General features: G+C 74.5%; 17 protein-coding genes. 1 reads left to right on the top strand and 16 read right to left on the bottom strand.

Features of this window, described 5'->3' with window-relative positions; all coding sequences use genetic code 11:
* Positions 1-49: 49 nt before the first annotated feature.
* Both FH609_RS06330 and FH609_RS06325 read right to left on the bottom strand, forming a co-directional pair.
* On the bottom strand, positions 50-1,114 hold the full coding sequence (locus tag FH609_RS06330; protein ID WP_226961443.1) for a LacI family DNA-binding transcriptional regulator: 1,065 nt from the start codon (positions 1,112-1,114) through the stop codon (positions 50-52).
* 45 nt (positions 1,115-1,159) lie between these two features.
* Positions 1,160-2,116: a tetratricopeptide repeat protein gene (locus FH609_RS06325; protein ID WP_139666175.1), complete on the bottom strand. Its 957-nt coding sequence runs from the start codon at positions 2,114-2,116 to the stop codon at positions 1,160-1,162.
* Between the two features lie 1,384 nt (positions 2,117-3,500).
* On the opposite strand from FH609_RS06325, the gene FH609_RS06320 reads away from it, so the two are divergent.
* The gene (locus tag FH609_RS06320; RefSeq protein WP_139666174.1) at positions 3,501-4,769 is read left to right on the top strand and encodes a caspase, EACC1-associated type; all 1,269 of its coding nucleotides are present in this window, start codon (positions 3,501-3,503) and stop codon (positions 4,767-4,769) included.
* A 13-nt stretch (positions 4,770-4,782) separates the two neighbouring features.
* Here the strand turns inward: FH609_RS06320 and FH609_RS06315 are convergent, their stop codons facing one another.
* From FH609_RS06315 to FH609_RS06250, 14 genes are all read right to left on the bottom strand, one after another.
* The gene (locus FH609_RS06315) at positions 4,783-6,444 is read right to left on the bottom strand and encodes an NAD(P)/FAD-dependent oxidoreductase (RefSeq protein ID WP_139666173.1); all 1,662 of its coding nucleotides are present in this window, start codon (positions 6,442-6,444) and stop codon (positions 4,783-4,785) included.
* Positions 6,428-6,823, bottom strand: a complete 396-nt coding sequence (locus tag FH609_RS06310) for a (2Fe-2S)-binding protein (RefSeq protein WP_139666172.1) — start codon at positions 6,821-6,823, stop codon at positions 6,428-6,430. The genes FH609_RS06315 and FH609_RS06310 overlap by 17 nt, the downstream gene beginning before the upstream one ends.
* A complete protein-coding gene (locus tag FH609_RS06305; RefSeq protein WP_226961442.1) occupies positions 6,820-7,977 on the bottom strand; it encodes an NAD(P)/FAD-dependent oxidoreductase in 1,158 nt (385 codons plus the stop codon). The genes FH609_RS06310 and FH609_RS06305 overlap by 4 nt, the downstream gene beginning before the upstream one ends.
* Before the next feature lie 31 nt (positions 7,978-8,008).
* On the bottom strand, positions 8,009-8,698 hold the full coding sequence (locus FH609_RS06300) for a GntR family transcriptional regulator (protein ID WP_139666170.1): 690 nt from the start codon (positions 8,696-8,698) through the stop codon (positions 8,009-8,011).
* 130 nt (positions 8,699-8,828) lie between these two features.
* Positions 8,829-9,830, bottom strand: coding sequence for a proline racemase family protein (locus tag FH609_RS06295; protein ID WP_139666169.1), 1,002 nt, complete (start codon positions 9,828-9,830; stop codon positions 8,829-8,831).
* Complete coding sequence (locus FH609_RS06290) at positions 9,827-10,738, bottom strand: dihydrodipicolinate synthase family protein (RefSeq protein ID WP_139666168.1); 912 nt, start codon at positions 10,736-10,738, stop codon at positions 9,827-9,829. Before FH609_RS06290 ends, FH609_RS06295 begins: the two co-directional genes overlap by 4 nt.
* Positions 10,739-10,992: 254 nt before the next feature.
* The gene (locus tag FH609_RS06285; protein WP_139666167.1) at positions 10,993-12,312 is read right to left on the bottom strand and encodes an alpha/beta fold hydrolase; all 1,320 of its coding nucleotides are present in this window, start codon (positions 12,310-12,312) and stop codon (positions 10,993-10,995) included.
* Positions 12,309-13,181, bottom strand: a complete 873-nt coding sequence (locus FH609_RS06280; RefSeq protein ID WP_139666166.1) for an ATP-binding cassette domain-containing protein — start codon at positions 13,179-13,181, stop codon at positions 12,309-12,311. Before FH609_RS06280 ends, FH609_RS06285 begins: the two co-directional genes overlap by 4 nt.
* On the bottom strand, positions 13,178-14,071 hold the full coding sequence (locus FH609_RS06275) for an ABC transporter ATP-binding protein (RefSeq protein WP_139666165.1): 894 nt from the start codon (positions 14,069-14,071) through the stop codon (positions 13,178-13,180). The genes FH609_RS06280 and FH609_RS06275 overlap by 4 nt, the downstream gene beginning before the upstream one ends.
* On the bottom strand, positions 14,068-15,063 hold the full coding sequence (locus FH609_RS06270; RefSeq protein WP_139666164.1) for an ABC transporter permease: 996 nt from the start codon (positions 15,061-15,063) through the stop codon (positions 14,068-14,070). Before FH609_RS06270 ends, FH609_RS06275 begins: the two co-directional genes overlap by 4 nt.
* A complete protein-coding gene (locus tag FH609_RS06265; RefSeq protein WP_139666163.1) occupies positions 15,063-16,025 on the bottom strand; it encodes an ABC transporter permease in 963 nt (320 codons plus the stop codon). Before FH609_RS06265 ends, FH609_RS06270 begins: the two co-directional genes overlap by 1 nt.
* Positions 16,026-16,028: 3 nt before the next feature.
* Positions 16,029-17,774, bottom strand: a complete 1,746-nt coding sequence (locus FH609_RS06260) for an ABC transporter substrate-binding protein (protein WP_226961441.1) — start codon at positions 17,772-17,774, stop codon at positions 16,029-16,031.
* A 154-nt stretch (positions 17,775-17,928) separates the two neighbouring features.
* Positions 17,929-20,004, bottom strand: coding sequence for a glycoside hydrolase family 127 protein (locus FH609_RS06255; RefSeq protein WP_139666162.1), 2,076 nt, complete (start codon positions 20,002-20,004; stop codon positions 17,929-17,931).
* A 1,353-nt stretch (positions 20,005-21,357) separates the two neighbouring features.
* Complete coding sequence (locus FH609_RS06250; protein WP_193317788.1) at positions 21,358-21,633, bottom strand: hypothetical protein; 276 nt, start codon at positions 21,631-21,633, stop codon at positions 21,358-21,360.
* Between the last annotated feature and the right edge of the window lie 30 nt (positions 21,634-21,663).

Raw genomic sequence — 21,663 nt, 5'->3', positions numbered from 1 at the left:
GCGGCTCCGGCCGGCGAGGGCCCCATGTCCTCGGGCGGCCGGCGCGCGGTCAGCCGGCCGGGGCGCCGGTGGAGTCGCGGACCATCAACTCCGGGGCGAAGACCAGCCGTTGGTGCCGGTGGTGCGGGTGGTACTCGGAGAGCAGCAGGTCGGCGGCGGCGTGGCCGAGCTGGTAGGTGGGCTGGCGCACGGTGGTGAGGCTCGGCGACAGCTCGGCGGCGAAGTCCAGGTCGTCGTAGCCGACCACCGAGATCTCCCCGGGCACCGCGATGCCGCGCTGCCGCAGCCCGCGCAGCAGCGCCAGCGCGGTGGCGTCGTTGAAGCAGACGACGCCGGTGGGGCGCGGCCGGTGGCCGAGGAGGCCGGCCACCACCTCGCGCGCCACCTCGTCCGTCGAGGCGCCCGTGACCCGGACCTCGACCAGCGCCTCGGCCGGGTCGAGCCGGGCGGCGCGCAGCGCGCGGCCGATGCCCTCCGCCCGGGCGGTGACGCTCGGCACGGGGGTGGCGGCGCGGGCATACGCCAGCCGGCGGTGCCCCAGGTCCAGCAGGTGGCGGGCGGCCAACTCGCCGCCGGCGACGTTGTCCACGACGGCGGCGCACAGCTCGGCGTTCGCGCCGGCCCGGTCCAGCAGCACCACGGGCGTGCCGTGTGCGCGGAGCGCGGTCAGGTGGTCGACGCGGGCGCTCACGGGGCTGACCAGCACGCCGCGCACGTTCTGCTCCTGGAGCAGGCGCAGCCACTGCGCCTCGCGGTCGGCGCGGACGTCCGTGCTGCACTGGACGAGGACGCAGCCGGCCTCGGCCAGCCGGTCCTCGACGCCGCGTGCCAGCGCGGCGTAGTAGGGGTTGGCGGTGTCGAGCAGCACGCAGCCGACGACGCGGCTGGGCGCGCCCCGCAGCTGGCGGGCGGCGCCGTTGCGCACATAGCCGACGCGGTCCATGGCGTCCTCGACCCGGCGCCGGGTCTCGGTGGCCACGCGGTCGGGGTTGTTGAGCACGTTGCTCACGGTGGACATCGAGACGCCGGCCACCTCGGCGACCTGCCGGATGCTGGCCCTGCGGACCCCCTCAGCCGCCGGCGCGCGGCCCGTTCGGCTTCCTGTCGCTTCCACGTCAGCCCTCCCCGGCGGGCAGCCCCACCCGCCGGCGCGGCCAGCCTAACCGAAGGGTCCGACACCGCCGGCCGGCGGCGACGCCGTGGCCCGGAGCGCCCGCAGCGCGTCGCGCAGGTCGCCGGGAACGCCGGGGTGCCGGCCGCCGCGCGCGGCGGCGTCGCGCAGCAGCCGCCGGATGACGGCGGAGGTCATCTCGGGCGCTGCGACGAGCAGTTCGGCGGCCGTCTGCTCCGCCTCGGCCCAGGCGCCCACCCGGAGGTAGCAGTCGAGCAGCCGGACGGTGACCACGCCCCGGTACCCGACCTCGTTCTCCGGGCCGTCCCCGAGGGCCCCGCGCAGCACGGGGATCGCCTCGGCCCAGCGCCCGGCGTCGTGCAGCACCCGCCCGTGCTGCCGGTCGATCTCGGCGTGGGTGACCCACCAGGCCCAGGCGGGGGTGTGGGCCGGCTCGCTCTCGCCGAGCAGGTCGTGCGCGCGGCGGAACGCCTTCGCGACCTCCCAGTCGGCCCCGGCCACCGCGAGGCCCTGCGCCTGCCGGGCCCGGAACATGCTCTCCACGCGGGGCGTGAGCCGCCGCCGCGCCAACGCGGCCTCGGCGATGCCCAGTTCGTCCCCGCCCCGGCCGCTCCACCCCGCGACCAGCCCGGTGTTCTGGAGGACCAGGAGTTCCATCGAGGCGTCCCCGGCGAGGCGGGCGAGGCGCAGCGCCTCCTGGTTGAACCGCTGGGCTACGCGGAAGCGCGCCGCGTCGAAGAGCGCCCACCCGGCGATCTCCGCCAACTCGGCGGCAGCCGCCCACACATCCCGCCCGCCGCTTCCGCCGGCGCCGGCCTCGACCAGCCGCCGGCGGACCGCGCGGAACGCCCCAACGGCCGGGCCCGCGATCGGGGTTCCGCCCGGCGCGTTGTCGAGCACGACCAGCCGTCGCGACGTCTCCCGGATCGCCCGGGCGAGGTCCCGGCCGGTGTCGCTCCCCGCCGGGTCTCGCAGCGGCCCCACCACCGGCGGTCACCTGCCTGCTTCGCCAGGTTCGGAAGGACGCCCGTGGACACGCGTTGTTGCCACCCGATCTCCGCTCGTCGCCCCGGACGCTCTCGCGCGGCTTCTCCCCGGCCGGGACGCCGCCCAATCCGCGGGGTGAACGGTGCGGGGGTGGGGGGGTGCGGGGGTTGGGTGGTGCGGGTGGTGGGTGGGTGCGGGGTTTGTCTGCGGGCCGGTGGCCGGTGCGGGGCAGCCCGACTGGTCGTTTGTTGGTCGACGAGACTCTGGGGTGTGGTTGGGGCTCTGGCGCGGACCACGACGCCTGGCCTAGATGGCGCACGATCGGCCGGGTGCGGGCGTAACGAATACCGGCAGGAGGCTGGCTGGGAGGGGGGCGCGGCTTCCGGGAGGTGGGGTTTGTTGTCGAACGGGGGTTAACTCTGGCGGTGCGTGCCCTCCGGGCGCGGGGACTGCGGCTTGTTCGAGGGTCGGTTGGTGGGTGGGGGCGTGCGTGGCGCGCACCGGCTTCGCCGGCCTGCCCCGGCATGTCGCCCGTCTCGGATGTGACCGATCGTCGGACGACTGAAGGGGGGCGGCCCGCCGCCTCACCCCTGCTGGCCGGACGCGGCGTTTGGTCAACGACTACGCTGCCGCGCGAACATCGCCTGCCGGTGGGGTAGTCCGCGCCTTGTCGACTTCCGGGCAGGGGGTGGGGACCTCTTTCTGTAGGTGCCCGTCTAGAGTTGAACGATCTGTTCACTTCCAAACGGGCACCTAGAAAAAAGGTCCCCCACCCCCCGGCCCGCCCGCCCTCGGGAGTCGACGGCCCGCTGACTACCAAGACGGCAGGCGATGTTCGCGCGGCAGCGTGGTCATTAACCGAACACCCCACCCACCACCGGCTAACCAGAACAACCGCAACCGTCCCCGTGAGACGTCCGACGATCGGTCACGTCCGGGACGGGCGACATGCCGGGGCAGGCCGGCGAAGCCGGTGCGCGCTACGCACGCCCCCAGCGGCCAACCGTCCCTCCCGAAAGGCGCGGTCCCCGCGCCCGAAAGGCACGGTCGCCAGAGCTGACCCCCGTTCGGCAACGAACCCCACCTCCCGGAAGCCGCGCCCCCCCTCCCAGCCAGCCCCTTGCCGGCATTCGTTACCCCCGCACCCGGCCGATCGTCCGCCATCTAGGCCCGGCGTCGTGGCCCGCGCCAGAACCCCAACCCCCACCCAACGAGCCTCGTCGAGAGACGGCGACCAGTCGGGCTGCCCCGCACCGGCCACCGGCCCGCAGACAAACCCCGCACCCACCAATCACCACCACCCACAACCACCCCGTCTTCCGCCGCTTCCCGACTACGGAGACGATGGTCTCGGCGGAGCGAGGCGAGTGGGGAGCGGGAGATGTCGGGGGACACCCGAGAGGGAACGAGCGGACTGCCCGACCCGGCGGGCACCCGCGCGGTGCTGATCGGCGTCAGCGACTACCGGGAGCTGCCACCGTTACCCGGCGTCGCCACCAACCTGGCCGCGCTGCGGGACCTGTTCACCGCGCCCGATCTGCTCGGCCTGCGCGAGGAGCACTGCGTGGTCCTGGGCGGGCGGGTCACGCCGGACGCGATGGACCGGGCCGTGTCGGCGGCGGCGCGGGAGGCGAGCGACACGTTGCTCCTCTACTTCGCGGGCCACGGACTGCTCGACGCCTACGACGGGGCGCTGCACCTGAGTTGGTGGGGCACCGACCCGGAGCGGGTGCACGCGACGACACTGCCCTACGCGTGGGTCCGCCGTGCCCTGCCGAGCGGTCCGCAGCGGCGGGTCGTCGTGCTGGACTGCTGCTTCAGCGGACGGGCGTTGAACAGCATGGCCGGCGAGGGGATCGGCGCCGTGACCGCCGCCGAGGGCACGGCCGTGCTGGCGGCCGCCCACGAGAACCGGGTGGCCGCCGCGCCGCCGGACGAGCCGCACACCGCGTTCACCGGGGAGATCGTCGCGCTGCTGTCCGGGGGCATCCCCGGGGGGCCCGAACTGCTGAGCGTGGAGGACGTGTTCCACCACGCGGCCCGCGCGCTGCGCGCGAAGGGGCGGCCGGAGCCGCAGGGCGCGTTCCGCAACACCGCGCGCCGGCTGGCGCTCGGACGCAACCGGGCCTGGGCCGCGCCGGACGTGGTGATCCCGCAGCCGCCGGCCGGGTTCGGCGGCGGGCCCGCCGGCGCGGGGCTGACCATCGGCCGGGACATGTGTGAGCGGATCGTCGAACTGGCCCGGCGGGCCCGTCCGCACCAGGCGTGCGGCATGGTCGCTGGCCCGATCGGATCGGACCGTCCCGAGCGGCTGATTCCCATCAGGAACGGTTCACCGACGCCGACGACGCACTGGGAGTTCGACCACCTGGAGGCTCTGCGGGCCTTCCAGAGCATGGAGAGAAACGGCGAAGAGCCGATCGTCACCTATCACTCGCGGCCCGAACCCGGTGCCTATCTCTCGAAGTTGGACATCGCGCTGCTGGACGAGCGTCGAACCGGCCGCCATCTGGTCGTCGTCGCCGTCCCCGCCGGCACCGGCGCCGCCGAACTCCGCTCGCACCGCATCTCGGACAGCCGGGTGATGGAGGAGGCCGTCCGGGTGGTCCCCGAGCTGCCCGATCCCCGCCTCGGCCAGCCCGGCCGGTAGCCCAGCTGGGCCGTCACCCCGGCCCGCCGTCCTCCTCCCCCGCCAACGGCGCACGGTCCTGGGCCACTTCGGCCGGCTCGCCCACTTCGGCCGGCTCGCCCACTTCGGCCGGCTCGCCCACTTCGGCCGGCTCGCCCACTTCGGCCAGTTCGGCCGGCTCGGCCAGTTCGGCGAGGGGAACGGGGAACGCCAGGGGGCGGGTTGCGGTGGCGTGGAGGTCTGGGGCGGCGGGGGCACGGCCGGCGTGCCGGGCCGCCAGCAGGGCGGTGGCGAAGCCGCACACCCGGCCCTGGCACCAGCCCATCCCGGCGCGGGTGAGCATCTTGACGGTGCGGGCGTCGTCGGCCGCGAGGTTGTCGTGGGCGGCGCGGACCGTCGCCACGTCCACCTCCTCGCAGCGGCAGACGACGGTGTCGTCCCGCAGCCAGCCGCTCCAACCGGCCGGCACCGGATGCGCCAGGTGCATCGCGCGGGCGAACGCGCGGTGCGCCGCGACGCGGGCGCGCAGCCGGCGCCCGGCGCGGGACGCCGTGGGGCGGCCGGCGGCGGACAGCCCGGCGAGAGTGCCCTCGGCGACGCCGAGCGCGGCGCCGCCGACGCCGGTGGCCTCGCCGGCGACCCACAGCCCGGGAACGTCGGTACGCTGCTCCTCGTCGACGGCCACCACCAGGGAGCCGTCGACGTCCAGCCGGGTGGCGGCGCCGAGTTGGAGGGGGAGTTCGAGCGAGGGCGTGAAGCCCCAGCCGAGCGCCACCAAGTCGACGGGCACCACCTCGTCGCCCGGCGTGAGCCGCCCGTCGGCGTCGAGGCGGGCGCGGCGCACCGCGCGCACCCGGTCCTCGCCCAGCACCTCGACGACGACGGTGCGTGTCGCGTAGGGCACCCGGTGCCGGGCCAACGCGGCGGCATACCGCGCGCCCTCGGCCGCCTTGCCCGGCACCCGGGCGACCGCCGGCAGGTGCCGCGCCCAGCCCAGCGGAGAGCCCGCCTCCCAGACGCCGACCACCCGGGCGCCGGCCTCGGCCAGCCCGGTGGCGACGGGCAGCAGGAACGGTCCGGTGCCGGCAACGACCGCGCGGCGGCCGGCGAGGGTGCGTTGCCCCTTCCAGAGCGCCTGCGCCCCGCCGGCGGCGAGCACCCCGGGCAACGTCCAGCCGGGCACCGGGAGTTGACGGTCGGCGCCGCCGGGGCAGAGCACCAGGGAACGGGCCAGGGCCACCCGGTCGTCGGCGTCGGCGTCGGCATCGGTAACGGCCGTGCCGTGGGCGGGCGTTGACTCGATGCGGAAGGCGTTCTCCTCGCGGGTGAGCAGCCACACCTGCCGCCCGGGCCGGTAGGCGAGCCGCCCTTCGGCGGCGTGCCGGCGCAGGGCGCGCCGCAGCGCGGCGAAGCGCGCCCAGTCGTGGTGGCCGCGCGCCTCGTCCGGGGCGTCGGCGCCGCCGGCGCCGGGCGCCGGGTGGCGCCAGAACTGGCCGCCGGGCCGCTCCCCCGCGTCGAGCAGCAGCACGCTCCGCCCGCCGGCGGCGGCCGTCACGGCGGCGGCCAACCCGGCCGGCCCGGCACCCACCACGGCCACGTCGAACGGCCGACGGGCGGTGGGCGGGTCGCCGGCGGAGGGCGGACCACCGCCGGTCAACGGGTCGGCGCCCGGCGGGCGTTCAGGCCGGCTGGTCATCGGACTCTCCCTCGACTTCGTCACCATCACCAGCGGCGCCACCCCCGCCCGCGCCAGCACCCCCGCCCGCGCCGTCGGCGCCGACGGCCGCGCCGACGACACCGCCCGCCGGCGTCAGGCGCATCCCGTCCGTCACCGGCTCGACGCAGGCCCGCCGGGGCGGCCCGCCGTCCACGCTGATCAGGCAGTCGAAGCAGAGCCCGATCCCGCAGAACAGGCCGCGCGGCCGGCCCCCGCCGCGCGTGGTGCGCCAGCTGACGACGCCGGCGGCGAGCAGCGCGCCGCCCACCGTCTGCCCGGCGCGCGCCGGCAGCGGGCGGCCCTCGAAGTGGATGGTGAGCGGGCGTTCCGCCCGTTGCCCTTCCCCGGCACCGTTCATGCCGCCAGCCCCTCTCGTTCGGGCGCGAACGGCGCGAGGCCGAGCGCGGTCGGTCGGCCGGTCAGGGCCTGGGCCAGCAACTGGCCGGTGCCGGCGGAGAGTCCGATGCCGGCGCCCTCGTGCCCGCAGGCGTGCCAGAGCCCGGGCGCGCGCGGGTCGGGGCCGATCACGGGCAGGTGGTCGGGGCAGTAGGGCCGAAAGCCGTGGTAGGCGCGGATCGCGCGCACGCCCTCCAGCGCGGGGAAGAGCCCGAGCGCCCCCCGCGCGAGCGCGGCGAGCGCGGCGCGGGAGGTGCGCCGGTCGAAGCCGACGCGCTCCCGGGTGGAGCCGATCAGCACGGTGCCGGCCGGGGTGCCCTCGATCACCGGCGAGGACTGGAGCGCGGCGTCGGAGCTGCCGACGTCGCCCACGTACTCGGCGGCATACACCTTGTGTTGGATCGTCGGCGGCAGCGGCTCGGTGACCAGCACGAAGCCGCGCCGGGGCAGCACCGGCAGCCGGATGCCCGCCAGCGCGGCGACCTCGCCGGCCCAGGTGCCGGCGGCGTTGACCACGGCGGGCGCGGCGACCGTGCGGCGCGGGGTGACCACCCCGGTGACCCGTTCCCCGGCGCGCTGGAACGCGGTGACCGGCTCGTGCGGCAGCACCCGCGCGCCGGCGGCGCTGGCCAGCCGCAGCAGGTGGGCCACCAGCAGAACGGGCTGCACCTGGGCGTCCTCGGGGTAGTGCGCGCCGCCGGCCAGCCCGGGCCGCAACTCCGATTCGAGGGCGGCCAGTTCGTCGGGGCCGACGTCCACCGCCTGGACGCCGGCGGCCCGTTGCCGCGCGGTGAGGTCGCGCAGCGCCGCCAGGGAGGCGGCGCCCGAGGCGACGACCACGCCGCCCTTGGACTCGAACTCCCAGTGCTGGCCGTGCTCGTGGAGGTCCTCGCGCCACACCCGCTGGGAGTGGCGGGCCAGCTCCAGCTCGGGCCCGGTGTCCTTGTCGGAGACCAGGACGTTGCCCTCGCCGGCGCTGGACGTGCCGCCGCCGAGGGCGCCCCGGTCCAGCACCACCACGCGCAGCCCGGCCCGGGCGGCGAAGTAGGCGGTGGCGGCGCCCACGGCGCCCGCGCCGACGACCGCCACGTCGGCGGTCAGGTTCTCCCCGGTCACGACGGCCCCCCGGCCACGAGGGGCGGCCCGGTCACGAGCCGCCGTCCTCGGGTGTGCCGCGCGCCCACTTGCCCCGGACATGGCCGATGTGCCGCTCCATCAGCGAACGGGCGCCCTCCGCGTCCCGCGCCTCGATCCGGTCCAGCAGCTCGTGGTGTTCGAGGGCGGAGGACTCCAACTGTCCGGACTCCAGCAGCGGGGTCAGCCCGAGCAGCCGGGTCCGTAGCCGCAACTCGGCGACGATCGTGGTGAGTTGGCTGTTGCCGGCGTAGTCGAGCAGCGCGAGGTGGAAGACCCGGTCGGCGTGGATGTAGGCCACCAGGTCGTCCTCGCGCACGGCCGTCACGATGGCGTCGGCCAGCTCCCGCAGCCGGGGGAAGTCCGCCTCCGGCACCAGCGGCACCACGTCCCGGACGGTCGGCGGCTCCAGCAGCAGCCGGACGTGGGTGACCTCGTCCAGCTCCTCCTCGGGGACGATCCGCACCCGGTAGCCCTTGTTGGGCAGGGCCTCCACCATGCCCTCCCGCACCAGGTCGAGCATGGCCTCCCGCACCGGGGTGGCCGAGATGCCGAACATCTGGCTGAGCGTGGGCGCCGAGTAGACCGCGCCCGGCCGCATCTCGCCCGAGATCACCGCCGCCCGGAGCGCGTCGGCCACCATCTCGCGCAGCCGTTCCCGCTTGTTCAACGGGCCCAACCCCGCGATCGGCGCTGTGTCCATGTTCCCCTCCGAAGCCGTCACTTGTGCTGCCCTCCCCGGTGCCGCGCGAGGCGGCCCCGCACGCCGTTGTGCGGGGCAACCATGCTGCCCGGTGGCGCCCGGCGCCCGCCGGCCGCCCTCGCCGCCGCGCCTACATCACGAACCCCCGGGGGAACGGGTCCTCCGGGTCGAGGAGGTACTGCGCGGTCGCCGTGATCCACGCCCGGCCGGTGATCGTGGGCACCACGGCGGGGCGCCCGGCGACCTCGGTGCGCTCGACCAGCCGGCCCGTGAAGCGGGTGCCGATGAAGGACTCGTTGACGAAGTCGGTGTCCAGCGGCAGCAGTTCACGGGCGTGCAGCTGGGCCATCCGGGCGCTGGTGCCGGTCCCGCAGGGGGAACGGTCGAACCAGCCGGGGTGGATGGCCATCGCGTGCCGGGAGTGGCGCGCGGTGGAGCCGGGCGCCTCCAGATAGACATGGTGGCAGCCGGCGATGTCGGGCCGCTCCGGGTGGACGGGCGGATCGGTCTCGTTGATGGCGTCCATCAGGGCCAGCGCGGCCGCCAACATCCGCCCGCCGGCCGCCCGTTCGAAGGGGAGGCCCAGCTCGGCGAGGCGGACGACGGCGTAGAAGTTGCCGCCGAACGCCAGGTCGTAGCGGACCTCCCCGTGGCCGGGCACCCGCACCGTGCGGTCCAGCCCGACCGCGAACGACGGCACGTTGCGCAGCGTCACCGAGCGGGCGGCGCCGTCGGCGACCGCGACCTCGGCGACCACCAGGCCGGCCGGGGTGTCCAGCCGGACGGTGGTGACGGGCTCGACGACCGGCACCATGCCGGTCTCCACCAGCACCGTCGCCACCCCGATGGTGCCGTGCCCGCACATCGGCAGCACGCCGCTGACCTCGATGAACAGCACGCCCATGTCGGCGTCGGGCCGGGTCGGCGGCTGGAGGATCGCGCCGCTCATCGCGCCGTGCCCGCGCGGCTCGTTGACCAGGAACTCCCGCAGCTCGTCGCGGTGTTCGACGAACCAGGCGCGCCGCTCCGCCATGGTGGCGCCGGGGAGGACCCCGACGCCGCCGGTGACCACGCGCGTCGGCATCCCCTCGGTGTGGGAGTCGACGGCGTGCACGACGCGGGTGCTCCTCACCGGTGCCCCTTCGCCAGCACCGCCTCCGTGTCGGCGACCACGCGGGCGGCGACCTCGGGCGGCAGCGGGGAGCGCGGCGGGCGGCAGGCGCCGCCCGGCCGGCCGACGACGTCCATCGACAACTTGATGGCCTGCACGAACTCCGTCTTCGAGTCCCAGCGCAGCAGCGGGTGCAGCTCCCGGTAGAGGGGCAGCGCGCGGGCCAGGTCGGCCGGGTCCTTCGAGGTCGCCAGCCGGTACAGCTCGACGGTGGCGGTGGGGAGCGCGTTGGGGTAGCCGGCGATCCAGCCGACGGCGCCGGCCAGGCCCAGCTCCAGCAGCACGTCGTCGGCGCCGATCAGCAGGTCGAGGTCGGGCGCCAGCTCGGCGATCTGGTAGGCGCGCCGCACGTCGCCGGAGAACTCCTTGACGGCGACGATGAGTTCCTCGTCGGCGAGCCGGGCCAGCAGCTCGGGCGTGAGGTCGACCTTGGTGTCGAGCGGGTTGTTGTAGGCGACGACGGGCAGGCCGACGGCGGCGACCTCCCGGTAGTGCTCCACGACGGTCTCGGGCCCGGCCCGGTAGGCGTTGGGCGGCAGCAGCAGCACGCTGCTGGCGCCGGCCGCCGCCGCCTGCTCGGCCCAGCGGGCCGCCTCCAGCGCGCCGTAGGCCGCGACCCCCGGCATCACGCCGAAGCCGGCCGGCGCCGCCGCGACGGCGGTCTCGACGACGGCGGCGCGCTCGGCGTCGGTGAGCGTCTGGTACTCGCCGAGCGAGCCGTTGGGGCACACCCCGTCGCAGCCGTTCTCGGCGAGGAACCGGACGTGGTCGGCGTAGGCGTCGTGGTTGACCTCGCGGGTCTCGGTGAACGGCAGGGCCGTGGCGACGTGGACGCCATGCCATGCCGGCCGCGAAGCGGTGGTACTCATCGATCTCCGATCGGGTTGGGTGGAACGGGAGTTGGGGGGCGTCGGGGTCGTCTAGGGAGCGGCGGGCTGCGGGGTGGCGGGGTGGCGCGTCCACTCCTCGACGGCGCCGGCCTCGACGTTCGGGCGGGACGGTCCGGTCGTGGGCGCGGCGGAACGGGCCGGGCCGGGCGGTGCGCGCCATCCCCGGTACCAGCGTGCCCCGTTGGTGGGCGGGGACCCTTCCGTGGGCGGGCGCGCCGCGCCCTCCGAACCGTTCACCGCAGCTCTCCTCCCCGGTCCCTGACGGACTCCCGCAGCCGGGCCAGCACCCGTCCGTCGCCGATCCCGTCGTGCTCGTACTCGTTGGTGACCCACACCCGGGTGTTGCCGAGCCGCTCGGCGGTGGCGAGTTGGAGGTGCGCGTCCACATACATGTCGTCGAAGTAGACGGCGGCGGCCACCGGCACCTCGTTGGCGGCCAGCCGCTGAAGGTCGTAGAGCGGGCCGAAGTCGGCGCGCGCGGCCAGCGCCTCGACGGCCGGGCGGAACGGGCGGAGCGCCCTGATCTCCGCCAGCATCCAGGGGTAGGCCATCTCGCCGGTGAAGTACAGCGGGCGCGCGTCGGGGTCGAAGTGTGGGTGCCGGGCGCGTTCCCGCTGCGCGGCCCAGCCGGTGGCGCCGGAGGCGTCGTCGGCGTAGATGGTCTCCTGCATGGTCCAGAACAGCGGGTTGGCGGCGGCCGAGGTGCGGACCAGCACCTGCTGGAGGAAGGCGTCGGAGAGCCGGCCGGGCGCGGCGAACGCCTCGTCCAGCAGCCAGTGCAGCCGCTCGGCGCCGGGCTTCATGCCCAGGTCCAGGCCGAGGGTCTGGAAGCGGCGCACGGTCAGCTCGTCGCCGTCGGGCAGCCGGACGCCGCCCTCGGCGAGCAGGTCGGCGACGGCGGCGGCGCGTTCCACGTCCTGCGGGTAACGGTCGTAGAACTGGCGGTTCTTGGCGGCGACCCGGGGATAGGTGCGGCGGTAGACCTCGGCGGCGTCGGGCGGCAGTCCCGGCAGCCCGCCGGTGACATAGCAGGCGGTCAGCGCCTCGGGCGCGCGGGAGAGATAGGCGAGGGTGAGGAAGCCGCCGTAGCTCTGGCCCAGGGTGGCCCAGCGCCGGCCGCCGTAGACGGTGCGGCGCAGGTGCTCGGCGTCGGCGACGATGGCGTCGGCCCGGAAGTGGGCCAGGTACGCGGCGCCGCGTTCGGCGGAGCCCAGCGCGGTCAGCACGGCGCCGTCCACGGGGCTGCTGCGGCCGGTGCCGCGCTGGTCGAGCAGCACCACCCGGTAGTGGCGGATCGCCTCGCCGAGCCAGCCGGAGCGGTCCAGCGGGCGCGGCGCCGCGCCGCCGGGCCCGCCCTGGAGGTAGAGCAGCAGCGGCAGGTCCTCGGCGCGGCGTTCGGGGTCGCAGACCTCGCGGGCGAAGACGGTCAGCTCCCGCCCGTCGGGCGCCTCCCACGCCATCGGAACGGTCACCCGGTGCTCGCGCAGCCACAGGCCGCCCAACGGGTAGCCCTCGTCGGCCCGTTCGGCCCCTCCGGTCGTCTGGTGGGTCATCGGCTCTCCTCCTCGGGTGGCGTGGCGGCGGCGCGTTCGGCGGCCCGCGCCCGGCGCGCGGCCTCCCACTCGGGGCGGATGCGTGGCACGGCGGCCAACAGGGTGCGGGTGTAGGCGTGTCGGGGCGCGGCGAAGAGGCTGTCCCGGTCGCCGCTCTCCACCACCCGCCCGTGGTGCAGCACGGCGACCCGGTCGGCGATCTGCCGCACCACGGCCAGGTCGTGGGCGATGAAGAGATAGCCCAGGCCCTCCTCGCGTTGGAGCCGCCGCAGCAGGTTGATCACCCGGGCCTGCACGGAGACGTCCAGCGCCGAGACCGCCTCGTCGCAGACGACGATGCGGGGCCCGACGGCCAACGCCCGGGCGATGCCGATGCGTTGGGCCTGCCCGCCGGAGAACTGCGCGGGGTGGCGGCCGCTGTGGTCCGGGTTGAGCCCGACGCGTTCCATCAGCGCGCGGGTGAACGCCCGGGCGCCGCCGGGGACCGGGCGCCGCTGGTAGCGCAGCGGCGCGGTGACGATGCGCTCGACGGTGTGCCGGGGATTGAGCGAGGAGAACGGGTCCTGGAAGACCACCTGCACCTGGGAGCGGAAGTGGTGCAGCGCGGCGCCGGTCAGCCGCGTGACATCCTCGCCCTGGTAGCTGACCGTTCCCTCGGTGGGGTCGAGCAGCCGGGCCGCGAGCCGGGCCGTTGTCGACTTGCCGGAGCCGGACTCGCCGACCAGCGCCAGGGTCTCGCCGGCGCGCACGTCGAGGTCGACGCCGTCGACGGCGCGCAGCACCCGGCGGCGGGCCAGCGGGCCGCCGCCGCGCGAGGTGAACTCCCGCACCAGGCCACGGGCGCTCAGCAGGGGCGCGTCCTCGGTCATCCTTCGTCTCCTCGGTCCGTCGCGTGGCCAGCCTCGTGGCCGCCGCTCCCGTCGGCGGGCTCGCCGACGGCGCGCAGCTCGCCCAGCTCGTCGTCCAGCCGGGGCACCGCGTCCAACAGGGCCCGGGTGTAGGGGTGTTGGGGATCGGAGAAGAGCCGTTCCGCGTCGGCCCGCTCCACGCACGCGCCGGCGCGCATCACCAGCACCTCGTCGGCGACCTCGCTGACCACCGCCAGGTCGTGGGTGATCAGCACCAGGCCGGCGCCGGTGTCGCGCCGCACCTCGGCCAGCAGCCGCAGGATCTGCGCCTGCACCGTGACGTCGAGCGCGGTCGTCGGCTCGTCGGCGATCAGCAGGTCGGGCTCGGTGCACAGGGCCATCGCGATCATCACCCGCTGCCGCATCCCGCCGGAGAACTGGTGCGGGTAGTGGTCGACGCGGCGGGCCGCCTCGTCGATGTGGACCCGTTCCATCGCCTCGATCGCGACCCGGCGCGCCTCGCGGCGGGTGGCGCGCTGCCGGTGCGCGCGGTACGCCTCGGCGATCTGGGTGCCCACGGTGTAGTACGGGTTGAGCGAGGAGAGCGGGTCCTGGAAGACCATCGCCACCCGGTCGCCGCGCATCCGGCGCAGCTGCCGCTCCCCCAGCGCGGTCAGCTCCCGGCCGGAGAGCCACACCCGGCCGGCGCGGCGGGCGCCGGGCGGCAGCAGCCCCATGACGGCCAGCGAGGTCATGGACTTGCCCGAGCCCGACTCGCCGACGATGCCCAGCGAGCCGCCGGGTTCGACGGACAGGCTCAACTCCCGCACCACGTCGACCGGTCCGCGCGGCCCGTCGAAGGTGACGGTCAGATCCTCGACCCGCAGCAGCTCCGCGTCGCGTCCGTTCATGACACCCTCACCCGCACCCTCGGGTCCAGGGCCGTGTACACCAGGTCCACGACCACGTTGCCGACGACGACGAACGCGGCGGCCAGCAGCGTGACGCCCATGATCACCGGCTGGTCGTTGCGCGCGATGGAGTCGGCCGTCATCTTGCCGACGCCGTTGAGCCCGAACACCGTCTCGGTGATCAACGCGCCGCCGAGCAGCCCGGCGAAGTCCATCCCGAAGATCGTCACCACCGGCGTGAGCGCGGGCCGCAGCGCGTGCCGGCGGATCACCAGATGCCTCGGCAGGCCCTTGGCGCGGGCGGTGCGCACATAGTTCTCGCCGAGGGTGTCGATCACGTTGGCCCGGGTCAGCCGGGCGTAGACCGAGGCGTAGGCGAAGGCCAGCACGATCCACGGCATCAGATAGCTCTGGAACCAGCGCGTCGGGTCCTCGGAGAACGGCACGGCCTGCGGGAACGGCAGCCACTCCAGCTCCACGACCAGCACGTACTGGAGGACCAGCGCGAAGACGTAGTTGGGGATCGAGATCCCGGACAGCGCGACCACCATCGCGCCCCGGTCCCACCAACTGCCGCGCTTCAGCGCCCCGACCAGCCCGCCGGCGACGCCGGCCAGCAGCCACAGCACGGCCGCGCCGACGGCGACCGTCACCGAGACCGGCAGCCGGTCGGTGATCATCTCGAACACCGGCTGGCTGGACTGGAACGAGTAGCCCAGGCAGGGCGCCGCGCAGTGCGTCGCCGACTCGCCGACCCCGTAGGTGCGGCCGGCGAACAGCCCGCCGAGGAACGTCAGGAACTGCGTCAGCAGCGGCTTGTCCAGGCCCAGGTTGGTGTGGATGCGGTCGATCAGCTCCGGCGTGCAGTTCTTGCCGCAGATCTGCACCGCCGGGTCGGGCGACAGCACGAAGAACACGCCGAACGTGAACAGGCAGACCAGCAGCAGGATGAGCACGACGCCGGCCAGCCGGGACAGCAGGAAACGCGTCATCAGCGCGGCACCTCCCGGTCCAGCACCGCGCGCAGCCGGTCGCCGAGCACGGTGAACGACAGCACCAGCAGGAAGAGGAACGCGCCCGGGATCGCGAAGTAGGTCGGCACCACCGAGTACCAGTTGACCGAGGAGGCGATCATCTGCCCCCAGGACGGCGTCGGCGGCACCACGCCCACGCCGAGGAACGACAGCCCGGCCTCCGTTCCGATGTAGCCGGGCACGGCCAGCGTCGTCAGCACGATGATGGTGGACCGCAGGTTCGGCAGGATCTCCCGGAAGACGATCGCCGTCCGGCTCGCGCCCGAGGCCCGGGCCGCCTCCACGAACTCCCGCTGCGCCAGCGACATCGTCTGCCCCCGCACCACCCGCGCCAGATACGGCCAGCCGAAGACCGAGATCACCAGCACCAGCAGCGTGGCCCGGTTGCCCGCCGGCAGCGCCGACAGGATCGCGATCATGAAGATCAGCGCGGGAAAGGCCATCAGGAAGTCCATGACCCGCGAGATCACCCAGTCGACCCGCCCGCCGAAGAACCCGGCCAGCAGCCCGAACACCACGCCCAGCAGCGTGGTCAGGGCGGTCGCCGCGACCGCGATCAGCATCGAGGCGCGGGCGCCGTAGACGATCCGGGCGAAGATGTCCCGCCCGTTGCCCGGCTCCACGCCGAACCAGTGCTCGCCGCCGGCGCCGCCCCAGCCGCCGATCGGCATCCCCGCCAGGTCGGGGTCGATCGCCGTCTGGTCGAACGCGTACGGGCCCCAGCCGCTGACCTTCACGATCAGCGGCGCGAACACCGCCATCAGCACCACCAGCAGGATGTAGGCGCCGCTGAGCACCGCGCCCCGGTCGGCCAGCAGCGCGCGCCAGGCGTGCGCGGCCGGGGGCGGTGGCGCGCCGTCCGTGCCGGCCGGCGCGCCACCCTCCTCCCTGACCAGGGCGTCCGTCGGGATCGTCGTCATCGCTCAGCCCCGCTCGGGGTCCCGCAGGCCGACGAGCACCAGGTCGATGCCGCCGGTGGCGGCGCCCGGCGAGGAGTGCAGCCCGGTCAGGTTCTCCCCGGGCAGCGCCAGCGAGGACTCGAAGGCCAGCGGCACGATGGGCGCCAACTCCATGATCTCCTCGTCGAGTTGGCCCCACTCCTCGTTGGCGGCCGCCAGGTCGGTCATGGCGCGGATCTCGTCGATCCGCGCGTTGACGCCCTCGTCGTCGAGCTGCGCCAGGTTGGAGTTGCCGACATCGGTGATGACGCGGCCGTCGAAGAGCGGCGGCAGGAAGGTGGACGCCGACGACGCCCAGTCCGGGCACCAGCCGGTGATCGCCGCGTCGTGCTGGAGCGAGGTGGTGCCGATGGTCTCGTAGAACGTGGAGGTGTCGATCACGTTCAACTCCACCGTGATGCCGACCCGTTCGAGGGCCTGCTGGATCGCCTCGGCCTGCGCCTGCATCTTCGGCTGCGCCCTGATGTCCAGCGTCATGTCGAAGCCGTCGGCCAGCCCGGCCTCGGCCAGCAGCTCGCGGGCGGCCTCGATGTCACCGGCGTGGTCCTCGCTCGGGTACCGGTCGTACTCGCGGTGGCCGGCGACGGTCGGCGGCAGGATGGTGGTGGCGAGTTCGGCGAGCTGGGTGCCGCCGCTGGCGGTGCGCACCGCCGCCTTGTCCACCGCGTAGTTGACGGCCTGCCGCACCCGCACGTCGTCGAACGGTTCCTTGGTGGTGTTCATCCCCAGATAGGTCAGACAGACGCTGGGCAACTCCAGCAGCCGGTCCTGGAGTTGCGGGGTCTGCACGCGGGGCAGCGTCGCCGGCTGGATCGTCCCGGAGAACGCGTTGACGTCCGCGCCCTGCCCGGCGAGCAGCCGCTCGTCGATGGTGGCGGCGTCCAGGCCGATCACGATGTTCCAGCGGTCCGGGTACGCCGGCCGCACGTCGTCGGTCTCCGGGTCCCACGCCTCGTTGCGGACCAGCTCGATGGAGCTGCCCGGGGTGTAGGAGTCCACGGTGTAGGGGCCGGAGGCGATGATGTCGTTGATGAACTCGTCCCCGGCGCCGGTGCCCTCGGGGAACGGGACGAAGTTCGGCTGCGCGACCACGGAGCTGAACTCGGGGAAGGGCTCCTTGAGATGGAAGACGATCGTCTTCTCGTCGGGCGTCTCGATCGTCTCCAGCGGGCCGGAGCGGTAGGGGCCCTCGTAGTCCTCGGGCGCGTCGATGACCTGGCGCGCCCACGGGGAGCCGATGCCCAACTCCGGGTCCCAGGCGCGCGATATGCCGAACTTCACGTCCGCCGAGGTGATGGGCTGCCCGCCCTCGAAGGCGATCCCGTCCTTGAGGGTGAACGTCCAGCTCAGCCCGTCCTCGGACGGGGTGCCCAGGTCGGTCGCCAGGTCGGGCACGACGGCCGAGGGGTCGTCGGAGTCGGCGGGCGCCGAGGTGGTCAGCGTGCGGTAGACCAGCCGGTAGAAGTTGTTGACGCCGCCGTCGAAGCCGCGGGCCGGGTCGAGATAGGAGAAGTCGGCGTTCTGGAGCAGGGTGACGGTGCCGCCCCTGGCCGGGGTGTCGGTGTACGACGTCTCCCCGCCGCCGGGGCCGCCGCCCCCGTCGGGCCCGCCGCCGGAACACGCGACCAGCGCCAGGGCGGCGGTGGCGGCGAGCGCCGCCCCCTTCACAAGGACCGATGGGCGCGCGGGGTTGCGCAGTGGGTTTCTCACGGGGCTCCTTCATTCGTCTCGGGTCCACGGCTCGGGTTCGAGCCAGGGGATCGACGGCCCGGCCGCCGGATTCGTCTCGGCGCGGCCGTCGCTACGGCCGTCGTCGCGTTCCTGCCGGGCCGTCGGAGCGGCCGGGTCGTCGGAGCGGTCGCCGTCAGAACTGCCGCAGCCACACGCGCATGGCCCCCGGCTCCCGGTTGCCCCACAGGAAGTAGGGCACCAGGCGCACCGGCACGCGCTCCCGCGCGTCGCTCGCCGCCTCGTCGTCAGCCGCCTCGCTCGTCGTTCCGCTCGTCGTTGCGTTCGTCGTTCCGTTCGTCGTTCCGTTCGTCGTTGCGGGGGCCGTCGCGGGAGCCGGCTCCGGCGCGGCCTCCGGGTACGGCTCCGGCGCGGCCTCCGGCGCCACGGCCAGCTCGGTGGCGAGGGTGACCACCGGCTGGCCCCAGGTCGTCTCGTCCCGTTCCTCCCGGACGCCGGGCAGGTCGGCGGCGGTCAGCAGCAGGTCGTCCACGGGCGCGCCGGCGTCCTGCTGCTCGACGCAGTAGACGAGCGGGCCGCGCAGCACGGCGAGGGTGCCGCGCGCCGCGTCGTTGTGCGGGTGCGCCCGCACCGCCCGGACGCGCTGCGGGAGTTCGAGCACCACCGTGTCGCCCGCCGCCCACTCCCGGGTCAGCCGCAGCCAGCCGGGCTCGGCGCCCGTCCCGACCCGTTCGCCGTTGAGGTGCGCCGTCGCGCCGCGCGCCCAGCCGGGCACCCGCAGCGCCAGCGTGCGGTCGCCCTCGGCGGCCCGGTCCACGGTGACCGTGACCCGCCCTTCCCACGGGTAGTCGGTGCGGGCGGTGACATCCAGCGGCGCGGAGCGGAGTTCGGCGTCCGCATAGAGCGCGAGGGTCAGCGTGGACGCGGAGGCCACCGCGAGGTGGTCCTGGAACTGGGCGACCCAGCGCACGATGTTGGGCGGGCAGCACGGGCAGCCGAACCAGGCCCGGCGCAGCGGCTCGCCGCCCGACTCGGCGCCGCTGCGCTGCTCGTGGTCGGGGCGGCGCTGGAGCGGGTTGTCGTAGAAGAACGCGCGGCCGTCCACCGAGGTGCCGACGGCGAACGCGTTGAACAACACCCGTTCCACCACGTCCAGCACGTCCGCGCGGCCGGTGGCCAGGAACAGCCGCCAGCCCCACTGCATCGTGCCGATAGCGGCGCAGGTCTCGGCGTAGGCCCGCTCGGCGGGCAGCTCGTGGCGGTCGCCGATCGCCTCGTCCGCGTGCCGGCTGCCCAGGCCGCCCGTCAGATACAGCTTGGCGGCGACCATGTCGTCCCAGAGCCGCTCCAGTTGGGCCAGCGGCACCGGCGCCTCGGCTTCCCCCTCCAGGACCAGGTCGGTGGCGCCGGCCGCCAGATAGACCATCCGCACGGCGTGGCCGGTGACGGACGGGAGGTCGCGCAGCGGCACCTCGTCCTGGAAGTAGGACGGCGGGAAGATGCCGTGCGTCAGCCGGCCGGCGCCGCGCCGGGCGACGAAGAGCCGCGCCTGCGTCAGATAGGCCGGCTCGCCGGTCTCCCGGTACAGCTCGACCAGCGCCATCTCCACCTCGGGGTGGCCGCAGTACAGCGGCTCGCCCGCCGGGCCGTAGCGTTCCACGGCCAGGTCGGCGAAGCGGCGGGCCACGGCCAGCAGCCGCCCGTCGCCGAGTTGCCGGGCGGCGGCCACCGCGGCCTGGATCAGGTGGCCGAGGTTGTACAGCTCGTGGCCCCAGGCCAGGTCGCTCCAGGGCGACTTCGCGGCGTCCCGGCCCTGGAAGTAGGTGCCCAGATAGCCGTCCGGCGCCTGCGCCGCCTCGATCAGCGCGACGCTCTCCGCCCAGAACGCCTCCGCCTCTGGCCCGGCCGCGCCCCGGGCCAGCTCGGAGACCAGGCCCTCCAGGGTCTTGTAGACGTCGGTGTCGAGGAACGGGTAACGGCCCCGGTAGCGGCCCGGGTTGTCGGCGGTCAGCCGCCGGAAGTTCGCCAGGTTGCCGGCTCGGGTCAACTCGGCGAGCGCGTGCGGCAAGGTCGCGTCGGCGTTGCGCCGCTGCCAGCGGCCCAACAGCCCGCCGACCAGCCGCACCTGCCCACTCCCCAACGTCCGTCCCACCGGCCCACCCACCCGCACGGCGGCCGCACCGGACGCCGGGCCGGACGCCGAACCGGCCGAACCGGCCGAACCGGCCTGCGGAAAAGGGAACTTGCTCATGACGATCCCGCCGTCTCCGACGCCGCCGAGAAGAGGGCGCCCGGGTGGACAGTGCAATGTAGTGGGTGACATTGCACTGTCACCGGGGGCTCAGCACAAGAGGCGTGCGTGAACTTCTTGTTACCCATGGCCTCGTGGGGGTGCGGGTGGGGTGGTGGGTGCGGGGTTTGTCTGCGGGTCGGTGGCCGGTGCGGGGCAGCCCGACTGGTCGTTCTGTTGGTCGACGAGACGCGCCCACGGGGGTGGAAGGTTCTGGCGCGGACCACGACGCCGGGCCTAGATGGCGCACGATCGGCCGGATGCGGGCGTAACGAATGCTGGCAGGAGGCTGGCTGGGAGGGGGGCGGGGCTTCCGGGAGGTGGGGTTCGTTGCCGTCGGGAGTGGTGGGTGATGGCGACCGTGCCCCACGGGCGCAGGGACTGCGGCTTGTTCGGGGGCCGTTTGGCCGCTGGGGGCGTGCGTGGCGCGCACCGGCTTCGCCGGCCTGCCCCGGCATGTCGCCCGTCTCGGACGTGACGGATCGTCGGGCGTCTCGTGGGGACGGTTGCGGTTGTTCTGGTCGGCGGGCGGTGGGTGGGGTGTTCGGTTCATGACCACGCTGCCGCGCGAACATAGTCTGTCGTATTGGTAGTCCGCGGGCCGTCGACTTCCGAGGGCGGGCGCGCGGGGGGTGGGGGACCTTTTTTATAGGTGCCCGTTTGGAAGTGAACAGATCGTTCAACTCTAGACGGGCACCTACAGAAAGAGACCCCCACCCCCCTGCCCGGAAGTCGACAAGGTGCGGACTACCCGACCGGCAGGCGATGTTCGCGCGGCAGCGTGGTCGTTGACCGGCGCCCCGTCCTGCCAGCAGGGGTGAGGCGACGGGCCGTCCCCCTTTCAGCCGCCCGACGATCGGTCACATCCGAGACGGGCGACATGCCGGGGCAGGCCGGCGAAGCCGGTGCGCGCCACGCACGCCCCCACCCACCAAACGACCCCCGAACAAGCCGCAGTCCCTGCGCCCGGAGGGCACGCACCGCCATTCCCGACCACCCTTGGCGGCAACAAACCCCACCTCCCGGAAGCCGCGCCCCCCCCTCCCAGCCAGCCTCCTGCCGGCATTCGTTACGCCCGCACCCGGCCGATCGTGCGCCATCTAGGCCCAGCGTCGTAGCCCGCGCCAGAGCCCCAACCCCACCCCAGAGTCTCGTCAACGAACCAAACGATCAGTCGGGCTGCCCCGCACCGGCCACCGGCCCGCAGACAAACCGGACACACGCGACACCACCCGCACCCCACGAGGCCGAACGCCCGCCGGCCTCCGGGCCGGCGGGCGTCGGTCGTTCAGGCCACACGGGCAGGCCGGAGAGCTACCCCACCGTCACGGGCTCCGGGGGAACCTGCCGCTCCACGGGTGCCCCGTTGAGGATGTCCGTGATCCGCCGAACAACGTCACCTCGACAGGCGCCCAACTCGACGAGCACGGACCGCCCGTCGGTGGCGTCCAGGTAGTCCTGATCCAGGCCGAGGCTCGGCAGCTTGAGTCCATGGCGACGAAGGGCCTTCTCCAACTCCGCGACGACACCCAGTGGGTCGTCCTCGTCGTACGCCAGATCGATCTCGTCGCGGCGAAGGTACATGATCATGTGACGGCCTCCTTGAACCAGAGAAGAAAC

This window comes from Streptomyces sp. 3MP-14, assembly GCF_006334905.2.
Classification (GTDB): Bacteria; Actinomycetota; Actinomycetes; order Streptomycetales; family Streptomycetaceae; genus Streptomyces; species Streptomyces triticirhizae.
This window is presented reverse-complemented; position numbering and strand designations above follow the sequence as displayed.